The 14450-nt window shown below is 68.6% G+C and carries 16 protein-coding genes and 1 pseudogene; 8 read left to right on the top strand and 9 right to left on the bottom strand.

Annotated elements, in window-relative coordinates; genetic code table 11:
- Nucleotides 1-17: 17 nt before the first annotated feature.
- The 3 genes from OG381_RS04620 to OG381_RS04610 all read right to left on the bottom strand — a co-directional run bounded on the left by OG381_RS04620 (nt 18) and on the right by OG381_RS04610 (nt 2787).
- The gene (locus OG381_RS04620; RefSeq protein WP_327714806.1) at nt 18-887 is read right to left on the bottom strand and encodes an alpha/beta fold hydrolase; all 870 of its coding nucleotides are present in this window, start codon (nt 885-887) and stop codon (nt 18-20) included.
- Nucleotides 888-989: 102 nt separating this feature from the next.
- Complete coding sequence (locus OG381_RS04615) at nt 990-1994, bottom strand: NADP-dependent oxidoreductase (protein WP_327714805.1); 1005 nt, start codon at nt 1992-1994, stop codon at nt 990-992.
- Between the two features lie 190 nt (nt 1995-2184).
- The gene (locus OG381_RS04610; RefSeq protein ID WP_327714804.1) at nt 2185-2787 is read right to left on the bottom strand and encodes a TetR/AcrR family transcriptional regulator; all 603 of its coding nucleotides are present in this window, start codon (nt 2785-2787) and stop codon (nt 2185-2187) included.
- A gap of 142 nt (nt 2788-2929) precedes the next feature.
- Between OG381_RS04610 and OG381_RS04605 the strand changes: the two genes are divergently transcribed.
- The 3 genes from OG381_RS04605 (at nt 2930) to OG381_RS04595 (ending at nt 5582) form a co-directional block, all read left to right on the top strand.
- Nucleotides 2930-3781 (top strand): alpha/beta fold hydrolase, encoded by an 852-nt coding sequence (locus OG381_RS04605; protein WP_327714803.1) that lies wholly within the window; start codon nt 2930-2932, stop codon nt 3779-3781.
- 173 nt (nt 3782-3954) lie between these two features.
- Nucleotides 3955-4404 carry a nuclear transport factor 2 family protein gene (locus OG381_RS04600; RefSeq protein ID WP_327714802.1) on the top strand — a complete coding sequence of 150 codons (450 nt, stop codon included), beginning with the start codon at nt 3955-3957 and terminating at the stop codon, nt 4402-4404.
- A gap of 308 nt (nt 4405-4712) precedes the next feature.
- A complete protein-coding gene (locus OG381_RS04595) occupies nt 4713-5582 on the top strand; it encodes an alpha/beta fold hydrolase (RefSeq protein WP_327714801.1) in 870 nt (289 codons plus the stop codon).
- 117 nt (nt 5583-5699) lie between these two features.
- Here the strand turns inward: OG381_RS04595 and OG381_RS04590 are convergent, their stop codons facing one another.
- Nucleotides 5700-6194, bottom strand: a complete 495-nt coding sequence (locus OG381_RS04590) for a hypothetical protein (protein WP_327714800.1) — start codon at nt 6192-6194, stop codon at nt 5700-5702.
- A gap of 135 nt (nt 6195-6329) precedes the next feature.
- Complete coding sequence (locus tag OG381_RS04585; protein ID WP_327714799.1) at nt 6330-6902, bottom strand: TetR/AcrR family transcriptional regulator; 573 nt, start codon at nt 6900-6902, stop codon at nt 6330-6332.
- Nucleotides 6903-7015: 113 nt separating this feature from the next.
- Here OG381_RS04585 and OG381_RS49600 point away from each other — a divergent pair.
- A pseudogene (locus OG381_RS49600) lies at nt 7016-7342 on the top strand (amidase family protein); the annotation flags it as partial.
- Nucleotides 7343-7440: 98 nt separating this feature from the next.
- Here OG381_RS49600 and OG381_RS04580 read toward each other — a convergent pair.
- A complete protein-coding gene (locus OG381_RS04580) occupies nt 7441-9330 on the bottom strand; it encodes a propionyl-CoA synthetase (protein ID WP_327714797.1) in 1890 nt (629 codons plus the stop codon).
- 111 nt (nt 9331-9441) lie between these two features.
- Entirely contained in the window at nt 9442-10353 is a 912-nt protein-coding gene (locus OG381_RS04575; protein ID WP_327714796.1) for an alpha/beta hydrolase, read from the bottom strand.
- Between the two features lie 448 nt (nt 10354-10801).
- Between OG381_RS04575 and OG381_RS04570 the strand changes: the two genes are divergently transcribed.
- Nucleotides 10802-11812 (top strand): enoyl-CoA hydratase/isomerase family protein, encoded by a 1011-nt coding sequence (locus tag OG381_RS04570; protein WP_327714795.1) that lies wholly within the window; start codon nt 10802-10804, stop codon nt 11810-11812.
- A 148-nt stretch (nt 11813-11960) separates the two neighbouring features.
- On the opposite strand, the gene OG381_RS04565 is transcribed toward OG381_RS04570, so the two are convergent.
- Nucleotides 11961-12209, bottom strand: a complete 249-nt coding sequence (locus OG381_RS04565; protein ID WP_443061869.1) for a zinc-binding dehydrogenase — start codon at nt 12207-12209, stop codon at nt 11961-11963.
- On the opposite strand from OG381_RS04565, the gene OG381_RS04560 reads away from it, so the two are divergent.
- Nucleotides 12208-12510, top strand: a complete 303-nt coding sequence (locus OG381_RS04560) for a zinc-binding dehydrogenase (RefSeq protein ID WP_443061868.1) — start codon at nt 12208-12210, stop codon at nt 12508-12510. The two genes, OG381_RS04565 and OG381_RS04560, sit on opposite strands and share 2 nt — an antisense overlap.
- A 114-nt stretch (nt 12511-12624) precedes the next feature.
- Nucleotides 12625-13314: a TetR/AcrR family transcriptional regulator gene (locus OG381_RS04555; protein WP_327714794.1), complete on the top strand. Its 690-nt coding sequence runs from the start codon at nt 12625-12627 to the stop codon at nt 13312-13314.
- A gap of 31 nt (nt 13315-13345) precedes the next feature.
- On the opposite strand, the gene OG381_RS04550 is transcribed toward OG381_RS04555, so the two are convergent.
- On the bottom strand, nt 13346-13813 hold the full coding sequence (locus tag OG381_RS04550; RefSeq protein ID WP_327714793.1) for a winged helix-turn-helix transcriptional regulator: 468 nt from the start codon (nt 13811-13813) through the stop codon (nt 13346-13348).
- A gap of 104 nt (nt 13814-13917) precedes the next feature.
- Between OG381_RS04550 and OG381_RS04545 the strand changes: the two genes are divergently transcribed.
- Complete coding sequence (locus OG381_RS04545) at nt 13918-14415, top strand: PaaI family thioesterase (RefSeq protein ID WP_327714792.1); 498 nt, start codon at nt 13918-13920, stop codon at nt 14413-14415.
- The last annotated feature ends 35 nt before the right edge of the window (nt 14416-14450 follow it).

The following is a 14450-nucleotide window of genomic DNA, read 5'->3' as shown; positions in this document are numbered from 1 at the left end:
GGCCGCCGTTCATCGGCTCAAGAGGCGAGGAAGTCGAGCGCGCGTGCCACGAACTCATCGCGGTACTGGAAGACAGCTCCGTGTCCGGCATCCGGGAAAAGAGGGACGAGCTCGCCCCGGGGGAGGCGTGCCGCCAGGTCGAGTGTGTTCCGGCTGGGCACCATCCGGTCGTCCGCACCGTGTGCCACGAGGACCGGTTGGTGAATCTTCGACAGGTCCGACGGCGCCTGGCGGCCCCAGCGTTTGACGGCCTTCAACTGGGCGCGGATCGACGTCGGTGAGACGGATTTGTCGCGGTTCCGCGTGCGCTCCTTCAGCCGTTCCAGGACGGCTCGTCCAGCCTGCTTGCCGCCTGCGGTCTCGGTGAAGAAGAGGGAGAGTTTGGGGTCCTTGCGGGTCAGGGCGCCCTTGAGTGTGGCCTGGACGGTGAGTGCCGGGACCTTGTCGATGCCGGGGCCCCCGGCGGGCCCCGTGCCGGCGAGGATGACCTTGCGGACGAGGTGCGGTTCCCTTTCCGCGACGACCTGGGCGATGAAGCCGCCCATCGACAGGCCGAACACATCGACCTGGTCGAACCCGAGGGCTCGGATGAACAGCACAGCGTCGTGCGCCATCTCCTCGACGGTGGCCGGCGTGGAGCCGCTCGAACCGCCCACACCGCGGTTGCCGAAGGTGATGACGCGACGCTGCGCGGCGAGTCCGTCAACGACGCGCGGGTCCCAGTCGTCCAGGACCCCGGCCAGGTGGATCAGGAGGACCAGTGGCACACCCTCCTCCGGCCCGAGCTCCCGGTAGACGAAGTCCGCGCCGCGAACGGACACGGAACGCGTCGGCGCGTTCGTGTAGGACGACGTCGAGGGGGACGGGGAATTCCGTGGTGTGGTCATGTCCAGGGGCCTTCCGGAGCGGGTTCGACGGCGCTTCTCGTGGCGGCGGACGCTGTCGTCCGTGCTTGTGGAGGCGTGATTGATGAGCGGGGGAGTGTTCCGTCACGTCATCCTGACGACGACCTTGCCGGCCTTCGCGCGCCCCGCTTCGGCGTACGCGAGTGCTTCGTGGGTCGACTCGAACGGGAACACGGTGTCGACGACGGGCTGGATCCTGCCGGACTCGATGAGGGGGGTCAGCTCGCGCAGTTGGGCGCCGCTGGCCTTCATGAAGAGGAACGAGTACGAAACGTTGCGCTGCCGGGCGCGTCGCCGCGTGCGGTAACTCAGTGCGGACATCGCCAGCCGGATGATCGGGTTCGCCCCCAGTTCCCTGGCGAGGGCGGCGTCGGGAGGGCCCGCGACACTGATGACCTTCCCGCCGGGCTTGAGGACGTCCAGGGACTTCTCGAGCGTCTCGCCGCCGAGCGAGTCCAGGACCAGGTCATAGTCGTGCAGCACCGTCTCGAACGCCTGCTTCTTGTAGTCGACGACGACATCCGCGCCGAGACTCTTCACCAGGTCGACGTTGGCCGTGCTCGTAGTGGTCGCCACGTGTGCGCCCAACTGCTTCGCCAACTGGATGGCGATGGTGCCCAGGCCACCGGAACCCGCGTGGATCAGGACTCTCTGCCCCGGCTGAACGTCCGCCCGCTCGACCAGCGCCTGCCACGAGGTCAGGGCGACCAGCGGGAGGGACGCGGCTTCTTCCATGGTCAGCGTGGCCGGCTTGGGCGCCACGTCGTCCTGGTGCACGGCGATGAGTTCGGCGAAGGTGCCGATCCGGTCCTTGTCGGGGCGTGCGAAGACCTCGTCGCCGACTGCGTACCGGGTGACGCCCGCGCCCACTTCGACCACTACACCGGCAAGGTCGTTGCCGAGGACGAACGGAAGTTGGTACGGCAGGATCGTCTTCATCTCGCCGTCCCGGATCATGCGGTCGAGCGGGTTGATGCTCGCGGCCCGGATCAGGACCAGCACGTCGTCCGCGCCCACCTCCGGATCCGGCACCTCGCCGGCACGCACGCCGGCCTTGTCGCCGTAGCGCTCTACCGTGAAGGCCCTCATTGTCGTCTCCGTATCTCCTCCCCTGCGGGTAGGGGGGTGTCGCCTGTCGCGAGCTTTCGCGTGGTGGGCGGTGATTCGTGACTGCTTGATGCCGGACACCCGTGGGGCGAGGGCGAGAAGCATTGAATTACGTTCATAATGCTAAAGGGTCAGTCCATGGATGGCAACTGGTGGGGTGCGGCCGGATGTGTCAGTCCGTGGTGCCGACGTGCTCTTGTTCGACGCCCAGCAATGTGAGGGCGTTGCGGATGCCCTGTTCGAGGAGGTCATCGGAGAGCTGCCGGTCGGCGAGGGCTCGGGAGAGCTGCAGCGTCCCGGCCATCATGGCGTAGGCGCTGAGCGTTCTGGTGCGGACCGTGAGCGGGTCGCCGGGTGCCATGCGGGCGGCGATGCCGTCGATGACCAGCAGTACGCCGTCGGTGTAAGCCTGTTTGGTCTGGTCCGTGCAGCGCGCGATCTCGTCGAGCAGGGCTGCGGAGGGGCAGCCGTCGCCGGGGCTGTCGCGATGCCGGGCGGACAGGTACCAGCGCACTATCTGTTCGAGCCCGGCGTGACCGGGTGCCGCCTGCGTGACGATGCTCGCGCTCTGCGCCTGTAGCTGGTCGGCGACCGTGGTGGCCACGAGGTCGTCCTTCGATGTGAAGTGCGTGTAGAAGGCGCCGTTGGTCAGCCCCGCGTCCTTCATGAGCGTCGAGACGCCCGACGCGTCGATGCCGTCCTGCTTGAACCGGCGGCCGGCCGTTTCGATGATCCGCTGCCTGGTCGTCCGCTTGTGCTCGTTCCCGTATCGCACGCCACGCTCCTTCGCTCGCCTTTCTGACGCCTCTACCGCATAGTATTATGAACGTAAGTTAAAAATCGGATGACGTGAACGCGTCGGCGTGGAGCGGACTCGTGAGATGTCGCACCAACCCGCCAACAAGAAGAAGGCCACCATGAGTACGTATCTGGCAGACAAGGTCGAGGACCTCACCGTCGAGGGTCCCTCCGCACGGTTCACCTACCGGCGGACGGGTCCGCGGGGCGGTGTCCCTCTGGTCCTGCTGAACCGCTTCCGCGGCACCATCGACTGGTGGGACCCGGAGTTCCTGGACTACCTGGCCGCCGACCATGACGTGATCCTGTTCGACAACGTCGGAGTCGGCTACACCGACGGCGAGCCGCGCGACTCCCTCGACGGATTCGCCGAGGGTGCCATCGAGTTCATCGACGCACTCGGCCTCACGCAGGCCGACCTGCTCGGCTGGTCCCTGGGCGGCATCGTCGCCCAGCGTGTGGCCGTACGGCGCCCCGATCTGGTGCGCAAGCTCGTCGTGGCGGGCAGCGGCCCGGCCGGCTGGGTGCCTGACGCCCCGGCCTTCAGCGAGAAGGTTCTCGGCATCATGGCCAAGCCCGATGCCGACCTGGAGGACATGCTGTACCTGTTCTATCCCGAGACGGACAGGGCCCGTGCCGCTGGGCACGAACACTTCGCTCACGTCTCGACGCGGCTCGCAGGTGGCGGTCCCGCCGTCTCCGAGGCGGCGGCCCTGGGCATGCTCACCGCGGCGGCGACCCTCCTGGCGGCCCCCTTCGACCAGGTGGTCGCGGAACTGGAGGCCATCAAGCAGCCGGTTCTCTATGCCAACGGTCTCGACGACGTGATGATCCCCGCGCACAACTCGTATGTCGCGGTCCAGCACCTCGCGGACGCGACACTCGTGCTCTACACCGGCGCCGGCCACGCGTTCCTGTTCCAGTACGCCAAGGCCTTCACCAAGCAGGTGGCCGACTTCCTCGCCGCCTGAGAGGGCCTGCCGGGGCGGTGAGCCTCGGTGCCGTAGCCGTCGACAGGTGAGGACTTCCGCCGGTCGGATTCCGTGCCCCGGCCGGCCGGGAGATCAGGCCTCTGCCGACCGCGCGGCACGACGATGTCTGATTGCCGCCAGGAAGGTCCTGCTGTGGTGCTCATGCTGGTGTCATGACGATCTCATCCACCACCGAGTCGGCAGCAGTTCTCACCGCCATGTACGCGGCTGAGGCGGAGTACCTGGCGGCGGGAGGCCCTGGCGAGGCTTCGTTCGAGCTGCTCGCCCCCTTCTTCGCGCCGGATGTCGAACTGCATCAAGCGGACGCTCTTCCCTACGGCGGCACTTGGCGCGGGCACGACGGCATGGCGAGGTTCTTCCTCATGATGGGGGAGGTGTGGGAGTCGTTCGACATGGTGCAGCGGGAGTTTCTTGCCCACGGTGAGACTGCCGTCGTGCTCACACAGGTCCGTGCTCGCGCCCGCGCGACCGGCCGTGAACTCACCTTCCCCATTCTGCAAGCGATCACGGTCAAGGGCGGGCGGATCACCGAGGTCCGTCCGTTCTACTGGGATACGCGAGCGATCGCCGACGCCTGCGCCCTGCCGACACCGACAGACTGAGGTCGGCGCCCGGACCTACTGGTCAAGGCCGCTCGTCGCGCCCACCTGTAGGTGTGCCGGCAGAACTGACGGGCGGCTCAGGTCTACACACTCCCAAGCGCGTAGCCACCTTGCGACTTCTTAGAATTACGGTCATACTCTAATTGTTGACGCAATGCTGAGGGACTCGACCTCCCGCTCCCACGGCCTTCGATCGTCGACCCTGCCGACCGCAGTCGCAATCGGCAGACCAGGTAGCCGCGTCGCGCTTTCCTCTTCTGTGCAAGGGGCCGGTGCGCTCGCGGAACCCCACGCCGAAGGGCACGACCGTGAATGACTCACAAGACGTACGAGGCGACATCGTGACCTCGTACAAGAACGCACCGACCCGCACCCTCGCCGCCGGGGGAGTGACCTTCGCCTATCGCGAGCTCGGTCCCCGGTCCGACGTCCCGGTGGTCTTTCTCACCCACCTCGCCGCGGTGCTCGACAACTGGGATCCCCGTGTCGTCGACGGCATCGCCGCCAAGCGCCGGGTCATCACGTTCGACAACAGGGGTGTGGGCGCTTCCTCCGGTTCGACGCCGCGCACCATCGCGGCGATGGCGAAGGATGCCGTCACCTTCATCCGGGCCCTCGGGTTCGAGCAGGTCGATCTCCATGGCTTCTCGATGGGCGGCATGGTCGCCCAGGTGATCGCGCAGACCGATCCCGGTCTCGTCCGCAAGCTGATCCTCACGGGTACAGGTCCCGCCGGAGGTGAGGGCATCAAGAACGTGACCTGGCTGTCCCATCTCGACACCGTGCGAGGGCTGTTCACCCTTCAGGACCCGAAGCAGTTCCTGTTCTTCACCCGCACCACGGGCGGACGCCGGGCCGGAAAGGAGTTCCTGGGCCGGCTCAAGGAGCGCACCCAGGGCCGGGACAAGGCGATCTCCCCCATCTCGTACAGCAATCAGCTGAAGGCCATCCATCGCTGGGGGCTGGAGCGGCCCCAGGATCTCTCCGTCATCCGGCAGCCTGTGCTGGTCGCGAACGGCGAGAGCGACCGGATGGTTCCGTCGCAGAACTCACACGACCTGGCGCGGCGGCTGCCCAACGGCGAGTTGGTGATCTACCCCGACGCCGGGCACGGAGGCATCTTCCAGTTCCACCAGCAGTTCGTGGAGACGGCTCTCGAGTTCCTCGAGCGGCAGTAGGCATGGTGAGTGGTGCTCGCTCGAAGCCGCGGGCGTTGCCTCGAACCGTGACACCCCTGGGGTGATCGGCTCGAGGCGCTTGTCCGGAGTGGCCGACGGTTGCGCTGCCCGCGTGCCCTAGAGGGCATCCCACACCTTGAACCAGCCGATGTTGTCGTTCGCTTGGTTACCCACGTACGGCGTGCCGAACCCGTAGTAATAGACGGCGCTGCGGCCGTCGTTGAGGACTGCCTGCTGGCCGTCGCAGCTGTTGTAGGTGATGAACGACGAGATCGAGCGCGACCATGTGCCGGTGGTCAGGACGTAGCCGGTCGCGTCGCAGGGGCCGTAGTCCCCGTACACGTCGGTGTTGGCCCCGCCGTACTCGGCGTGCTCGTACCAGGTCATGAGCAGGGTCCGGCCGCTGCGGCTGACCGCCGCCGTCCCGGCGTCGGAACAGGTTCGGCTCTTCACCTGGGAGAACTTCTCGCCCGGCTTCACCCGCTCCACCACCACGGAGCAGTGTGTGCCGTCCGACGGCGCCGAGGCTGACGCCTGCGGTGCGAGTGCGACGAGGCCGACGAACGAAGCCGCCACGCTCAGTGTGGCGGCCATACGCGTGTACCGGGACATGATGCTCCTCGCGGCTGGGCTGACGGGGCATTGCGCACCGCAAGCCTAGGAAGGCGAATCGCGTAGAGGTCCCTGACAGATGTCAGGGACCGGGGCCGGCAGACGGTGCCGGCGTGCTGCCGGGAGAGCACCCGCTCAGCGCATCAACGCCAGGGCGTTCCCGATTCCCTGCTCAAGGACCTCGTCGGCGAACTTCCGGTCGGAGAGGGCGCGGGCCAGCTGCAAAGTCCCCACCAACATGGTGTAGAGCCCGATGGCCGTGCCGCGGGCGGACTGCGGGTCCTCGGGTGTCAGGCGGGCGGCGATCTCGTCCACGATGGCCTTCGCGCCGTCGGTGTAGGCCTGCTTGGTCCCGTCCCCGCAGCGGCCGATCTCGTCGAGCAGGGCGGCGGAGGGGCATCCGAGGCCGGGGTGGTCCCGGTGCTCGGGTGACAGGTATTGGTGAACGAGGTCCTCGAGTCCCGGGCGGCCCGGCCGCAGTGTGCTGAACGCTTCGGCCTGTGCGCGGAGTTCGCCTGCGACGACGTTGGCCACCAGGTCGTCCTTGGACTCGAAGTGGGCGTAGAACGCGCCGTTGGTGAGCCCCGCGTCCGACATCAGGGTGGAGATGCCCGAGCCGTCGATGCCGTCCTGCTTGAACCGGTGGCCGGCGGTCTCGATGATCCGTTGCCGGGTCACCTGCTTGTGCTCCTTGGCGTAGCGCGCCACAGGGTTCCTCCATTCGCTCCGCGGGGCCATTGCCTCACATCCCATCCTAATCTATGGCCTGACGTGCGTAATATTATGGTTGACATTCAATTGTGTCGGCCCACCGTCCGGAGATGAGGCGTGCCGTGAGCGACGTTCCCTTCCAGTCCGCCGTGGAGCAGTCACGCGCGCTGGCCGCGGGTGAGATCTCGAGCCGGGAGCTGGTCGAGCTCTATCTCGACCGGATCGCCACCCACAACCCCGTACTGAACGCGGTGGTGACCCTCGATCCCGAGCGTGCCCGTCGCGAGGCAGGGGAGGCGGGTGCCGCGCGGGCGGCGGGGCGGGACCTCGGCCCGCTGCACGGGGTGCCGATCACGGTCAAGGACAGCTTCGAGACGGCCGGGATGCGCACCGTCTGCGGGCGCAGGGACCTCAAGGACTACGTCCCCGACCAGGACGCCGCCTCGGTCATGCACAGCGCCACCACGTCCGGACGGGCGGTCGAAGAGTCGACACCGGCGTCCCTCGCCACCGCGGCCAGGCCGTCAGACGGTGCTCAGGGGGTGCGGTCGGCGCGACGGAGAACGGGGCGCAGGTCCTCGATGACGGAGGGGTCGTCCACCGTGGAGGGGATGGGTTCGTCGTGGCCGTCGGCGATGCCCCGCATCGTCTTGCGCAGGATCTTTCCCGAGCGGGTCTTGGGCAGGGCGGCCACGACCGCGACCTCCTTGAGGGAGGCGACGGCGCCGATGCGCTCGCGTACGAGCTGGACGAGTTCGGCCTGCACCTCGCTCGGCTCGCGTGTGCTGCCGGCTTTGAGCACGACGAAACCGCGCGGCACCTGTCCCTTCAGGGTGTCGGCGACGCCGATGACGGCACATTCGGCGACGTCGGGATGGGCGGCCAGGGCCTCTTCCATGCTGCCGGTGGACAGACGGTGACCGGCGACGTTGATGACGTCGTCGGTGCGTCCCATGACGAAGACATAGCCGTCGTCGTCGATGTGACCGCTGTCGCCGGTGAGGTAGTAGCCGTCGTAGGCGGAGAGATAGGAGGCGACGTAGCGGTCGTCGTCGTTCCAGAGGGTGGGGAGCGCGCCGGGTGGCAGGGGGAGCCTCACGACGATCGCCCCGTCGACGCCCGCGGGCACCGGCTCGCCCGAGGCGTCGAGGATACGGACGTCCCAGCCGGGCAGCGGGCGCGTGGGAGAGCCGGGTTTGAGAGGGGCCGCCTCGATGCCCACGGGGTTGGCGACGATGGGCCAGCCGGTCTCGGTCTGCCACCAGTGGTCGATGACCGGGACGCCGAGGAGCGCGCCCGCCCAGTGGTAGGTCTCCGGGTCGAGACGCTCGCCGGCGAGGAACAGATAACGCAGGCCGGAGAGGTCGTACCCGGTACTGAGAACGCCCTTCGGGTCCTCCCTGCGGATGGCCCGGAAAGCGGTAGGGGCCGTGAACATGGTCTTCACGCCGTACTCGGCGGCGACCCGCCAGAACTGGCCCGCGTCCGGGGTGCCGACCGGCTTGCCCTCGTACAGGACCGTCGTCGCGCCGGCCAGCAGAGGCGCGTAGACGATGTACGAGTGCCCGACGACCCAGCCGACGTCGGAGCCGGTGAACATCGTCTCGCCCGGTCCCACGTCGTAGACGGCCTTCATCGACCAGTGCAGGGCGACCGCGTAGCCGCCGCAGTCACGCACGACTCCCTTGGGCTTCCCGGTGGTTCCTGACGTGTAGAGGATGTAGAGCGGATCGGTCGCGGCCACGGCAACGCAGTCGGTCGGCGGCGCGGCGGCGGCCAGCTCGTTCCAGTCGAGATCGTCGAGCCCCAACTCGGCCGGTTCCTGCGGGCGTTGCAGGATCACGCTCTTCTCCGGCTTGTGGGCGGCGAGTTCGATCGCCCGGTCGAGCAGGGGCTTGTACGCGATGACGCGCTTGCCCTCGATGCCGCAGGAGGCGGAGACGACCACCTTGGGGGCCGCGTCGTCGATGCGCAGGGCGAGTTCGCGCGGCGCGAAGCCGCCGAAGACGACCGAGTGGACCGCGCCGATACGCGCGCAGGCCAGCATCGCGACGACGGCCTCGGGGACCATCGGCATGTAGATCACCACGCGGTCGCCGTGTCCCACGCCGAGCTGCGCGAGCGCTCCGGCGAACGCCGCCACCTCGTCCGTCAGCTGCGCGTAGGTGTACGTGCGACGCGTGCCGGTCACGGGGGAGTCGTAGACGAGGGCGGGTTGTTCGCCGCGGCCGGCTTCCACATGCCGGTCGAGCGCGTTGAAACAGACGTTGAGCCGCCCGTCGGGAAACCAGCGGTAGAACGGCGCGCCCGAGGAGTCCAGGGCGCGGCGCGGAGCGACATCCCAGTCGATGCCCTCCGCCGCCCTCAGCCAGAAGCTCTCCGGGTCTTCGGTGCTGGCGCGGAAGACATCCTCGTACGTTCCCATCGCACACTCCTTTGTGGCTTCGGGGTCTGCTGCCTCGAGGTCGGACGACGGCGGCAGCGTACAGAGCGGTGTGGGACACGACTACCGCGTGTCGCCGAACGGTCCTGCCGGTCAGGTGCCGAGGTGCTCGCGGAGCCACTGCCCCATCACCCCGATCGCCTCGTCCACCTCGGGCACGCGGCCTGCGCCCAGGACGAACGAGTGCTGTCCCTCGGGCACCGCGTGGACCTCGGAGGTGACCTTGAAGTCGGCGAGCCGGCGCCCGAGTTCGGCACCGTCGTCGGCGAGAGTCTCGTACGCGCCGTAGTAGACGATCGTGGGCGGCAGGCCCGTCAGGTCGGCGTTGGCGATGCTGACCTGGGGGTCGGCGAAGTCCTGTGCGGGGTCCTGCAACCAGGCTCCTCGGAAGAGTTCGAGGGTGGCGCGGCTGAGCATCTTGTCGTTGTCCTCGTTCTCGTCGACCGACGCGTTCTGGATGGTGAGGTCGGTCCACGGCGAGACGCTGACGATCGCGCCCGGCGTCGCCTCGCCCCTCGCGAGCAGACGCAGCGGCAGGAGCACCGCGAGGGTGCCGCCGATCGAGTGGCCCGTGCTGCCGATGTTCCGCGGCTCGTAGCCCTGGGAGAGCAGCCACCGGTAGGCGGTCTCCGCGTCGTCGAGCTGCGCGGGGTGGGGGTGCTCGGGCGCCAGACGGAAGTCCACGACGAGGGAGCGGGCGCCGGCGGCCTTCGCGATGTGGCCGGCGGCCTTGCGGTCGGAGTGCATCGACGCGGTGACGGATCCGCCGAAGTGGAAGTGCAGCAGCGCCTTGTCGGGGTCGGCGCCTTCGGGGATGGCCCACAGGGCGGGGACGCCGCCCGCGTCGACCTCGGCGTAGGTGACGCCTTCCGGTTCGGTCGACGCCTTGTGGTTCGAGTCGACGATGTCGCGGATCACGGCCAGGTCGAGGCCGGGCGTCGACGACTTCGCGCTCACGCTCTCGAGGAAGTCCGCGAACTGCTGTGCCTCGGGGCTTGCTCCCATGGTGGTGCTCCTTCACAGGTCGCTGCCACGCCCGCTTTCCGCGTGGAGCCGGGTTGATGTGCTGGTCGTGACGTTACTTGCTGAGTATAAGAAAGTAAACTCAGGGGAGATGGCTGCGACAGGACGTCGGTGCCGGCTCCCTGGCGGGTGGCTTCGAGGTGGGCGAAGACATTGGTCGAGGAGAAGGCCGGGCTCATCCGTCCCGTCCTGAACGCGATCTGGACCATCGGGCGTCACCTTCGCCGCGTCTACGCAGACGGGGGAGACAAGTGGAGCCGCCACCCATGGCGGCAGCGACTCCTTGGCCGCCGACCGGCCCGGGAGGCACTCCGAGCCCTGTGCAAGGATCTTGAGGTCTACGCGCAGATCTACGCCTGACAGCCGAAGAATGAGGAAAACCCCGATGGCCATTACAGCCAGGTTCACGCGGACAGCGAGTTGACGACCGATGACTGAAACCGCTGCCGCCGACATCCTCACCGACGTCCACCGGGGCGTCGGCCGGATCCTGCTGAACCGGCCCAAGGCGCTCAACGCCCTGACGACGGACATGGTCGTCGCCATCGACCGCGTGCTCGCCGGTTGGGAGCACACCCCGCTGTCCGCTGTGGTGTTTGCCAGTACGAGCACGAAGGCGTTCTGTGCCGGCGGAGACATCCGCACGATCCGCGAACACAGCCTCGCCGGCGATGCCGAGGCCAGTGAGCGGTTCTTCGCCTCCGAGTACCGGCTCAACGCCCGCATCGCCGAATATCCCGTGCCCGTCGTGTCGCTCATCGACGGGGTGTGCATGGGCGGCGGCCTCGGCCTGTCCATCCACGGCGCCTTCCGCGTCGTCACCGAGCGCGCGGTGCTGGCGATGCCCGAGACCGCGATCGGGTTCTTCCCGGACGTCGGGGCCAGCTACTTTCTGCCGAGGCTGCCCGGCGCGATCGGGATGTACCTGGGACTGACCGGGCACCGGCTCGACGCGGCCGACGCCCTGTACACGGGGCTGGCCACGCACTTCGTCCCCTCGGACAGGCTCGATGCGGTGGGCGAGGCCCTGGCCGACAACCCCGGTGACCCGGTGGACCTGGTCCTGAACCGCCTCTCCGGCCCGTCCCCGGTGGCGGACAGCAGGCTCGCGGAGGCGCGCGGGGACGTGGACCGGGCGTTCGGCGCGCCCAGCCTCGGCGAGATCGAGAAACGCCTGCGCCACCTCGACACCCCTTGGGCGGCAGCCGCGTCGGCCGCTCTGGAGTCCGCCTCGCCGCAGAGCCTGGAGATCACTCACGCCCTGTTGGCGCGGGGCAGGCAGCAGACGTTGCGCGAGTGCCTCGACACCGAACTGGCCCTCGCGCGCACGACCATCCGGACGCCGGACTTCGTGGAGGGCGTCCGCGCGGCCCTGGTCGACAAGGACCGCACGCCCCGCTGGCAACGTGCGTCGCTCGGCGGCGGGCCGCTGCCGTCCTGAGCAGGTCCGCCGTGTGCAGGACACTGCCGCGCGCTGCGGGGCTGATCGTGCGGGAGGGGTGCGCTTCGACGAGACGTGGGCGCGCCCCCGCCGGTCAGGTTGTCAGGGAAGCGGGAGCGGAAGGCGCTGTCGGTCGGGCGTACGGGGCTCAGGAGTGGTCGGGCACCATCGAGACCACGACCTTGCCGGCCTTGGTGCGGCCCTGCTCGACATGGGCCATCGCCTGGAGCGTCTGGTCGAACGGGAAGGTGCTGTCGATGACCGGGCGGAGCTTTCCGCTGTCGTAGAGGGCGGCGAGTTTGCGCAGCTGGGAGCCGTTGGCCCGCATGAAGACGGGCTCGTAGCGAACGCCCAGCGCCTTTGCCTGCTTGCGCACCTTGCGGCTGAGGATGTTCATGACGGTGTCCACCGATGAGGAGGCCGAACTGGCCAGGTCCGTCGGAGCACACGAGGTCGTGGGTGTCGGCGGGTCTCTCGACAAGTTCAGGACCCTCATGAGCGGCCGAGGAGTGGGCCTCGTGGTCGACCCCGTCGGCGGCGATCGCTTCCCGGGCTCGCTTCGTGCGCTACGGCACGGCGGGGGACGCCTCCTCGTCCTGGGATTCGCGGGCCGGGACATCCCCACGGTCAAGGTGAACCCCGGCTGGACCCGCCCCTCTCGTCCGTCTTCCCCCTGGAGCAGGCGCCGGTCGCGCTGAGGCAGCTGGACGAGCGCGGAGGCCCTCGGCCGGACACTGCTGCGGGGCCGCGCCTGAGACCTCCTCCCGACCGGCCGTCGCCGCGGGCGAAGACGCTCATGGGAGACTGTTGCGGTGACAACCCCACCTGACTCTCGTGACCGACGCCCGCGCCGAACGGCGCGCAAGCGGGTCGTCGACACACGTCGTCGGGACGAACTGCTGCGCCAGGCCGAGGCGATCATCCTGGCCGAAGGCTTCACCTCCGTGACCATGGACGAGCTCGCCCAGCGACTGGGGTGCTCGAAGGCGACGCTGTACAGCCTCGCCTCCACGAAGGAACAACTGGTGCTGGCGGTCACCCGCGCCTTCTTCCGGGACGCGACAGCCGAGATCGAACAGGCGGTCCAGGCAGAGCCCGACCCCAGGCAGCGGATCAGGGTCTACCTCACCGGCGTCGGCACGGCCATGCGCCGGCACTCTCTCGCCTTCTACGACGACATGGTCGGTTACGAGCCGACGGCGCAGATCTATCGCAAGAACTCCGCCGCAGCGGCACGCCGGGTCCACGAACTGATCGAGGAGGGCGTGCGGGCCGGCGTTTTCCGCGCGCTCAACGGGCACTTCGCCGCCCAGGTCGTAGCGGTCACCATCGACGCGGTGCAGTCGGGGATCCTCCTGGAAAGGACCGGCCTGACCGCCGGTGACGCGTTCTCCGAGCTCGGGGACCTCCTGCTGGACGGGCTCAGCGCGGGACAGGGAACATCCGAGCCGGACTCCACAGTCGTCCGCTCACCCCGAGGTCACGTCTCGGCGCCTGGATAAGGCCCGGCGAAAGGCGGCCGGAGGCGATGGCTCACGCCCGGAGACGGGCGCCCGGTCCCAGCCGGGCGGTGACTTCCCGGGGGGTGAGGGCGGCGTGGTCCGCGGAGCATTCGACGACGACGCGGACCGGGGCGTCGCAGTCGGTGTGGCGGATGTCCAGCAGAGGTCCCTCGGGGCCGAGCGCGTATGCCTCGCCCCACTGGGTCAGCGCCATCAGGACGGGCCACAGGTCCCAGCCCTTGCGGGTCAGACGGTACTCGTTGCGGGAGCGGCTGCCGGGCTCCTGGTAGGGGACGGTCTTGAGGATGCCGGTCGAGGTCAGCTTGCGGAGCCGGTCGCTGAGCACGGCCTCGGACAGGCCGATGTGGCGGCGGAAGTCGTCGAAGCGGCGGACACCGTTGACGGCGTCACGCAGGATCAACAGTGTCCATTTCTCCCCGATCACATCGAGCGTGCGCTGGACGGGGCAGTTCTCGGTGCTCGCCTCAAGCCACTCCATGCGGCCATCGTAAAGCTCTGGCTTCGGCATTGACAGTCAGGTGCGCAAAAGTCTAGCTTCATTTGGAGAAGTCAGCTGACGGGTCAAGGGAAGGGCACTGGACCGTGGGGCGAACACGTACATATCAATGGGACGACCCCGCGATCTCGGCGGAGGCCGCCGGGCGCATGGCCGGCATCGACTTCCTGCGCGAGCTGATCGCGGGGCGCCTCCCGGGTCCGCCGGTCAGCCACACCCTCGACTTCACCCTGGACGAGGTGGAGCCCGGCAGGGCGGTGTTCTCACTGACGCCGGGGGAGGAGCACTACAACCCGATAGGCAGCGTCCACGGCGGCATTTTCGCCACCCTGCTCGACTCGGCGGCGGGGTGCGCCGTCCAGACCACCCTCCCGCAGGGCATGGCGTACACCTCACTCGACCTGACAGTGAAGTTCCTGCGGCGGATCACCGTGGACACGGGCCCGGTGCGCGCCATCGGCACGGTCATCAGCCAGGGCCGCCAAACCGCCCTGGCCCAGGCCCAGTTGGTCGACGCGACGGACCGACTGCTGGCCCACGCCACCAGCAGCTGCATGCTCTTCCCGGTACCCGCCCCTCAGTGATGACGCCGCAGGGGGAGCCTCGGTTCGTGGGGTCG

This window comes from Streptomyces sp. NBC_00490, from assembly GCF_036013645.1.
GTDB classification, from domain to species: Bacteria; Actinomycetota; Actinomycetes; order Streptomycetales; family Streptomycetaceae; genus Streptomyces; species Streptomyces canus_F.
Note: the sequence above shows the minus strand (reverse complement) of the source record. Positions and strands in the feature narration are given on the sequence as shown.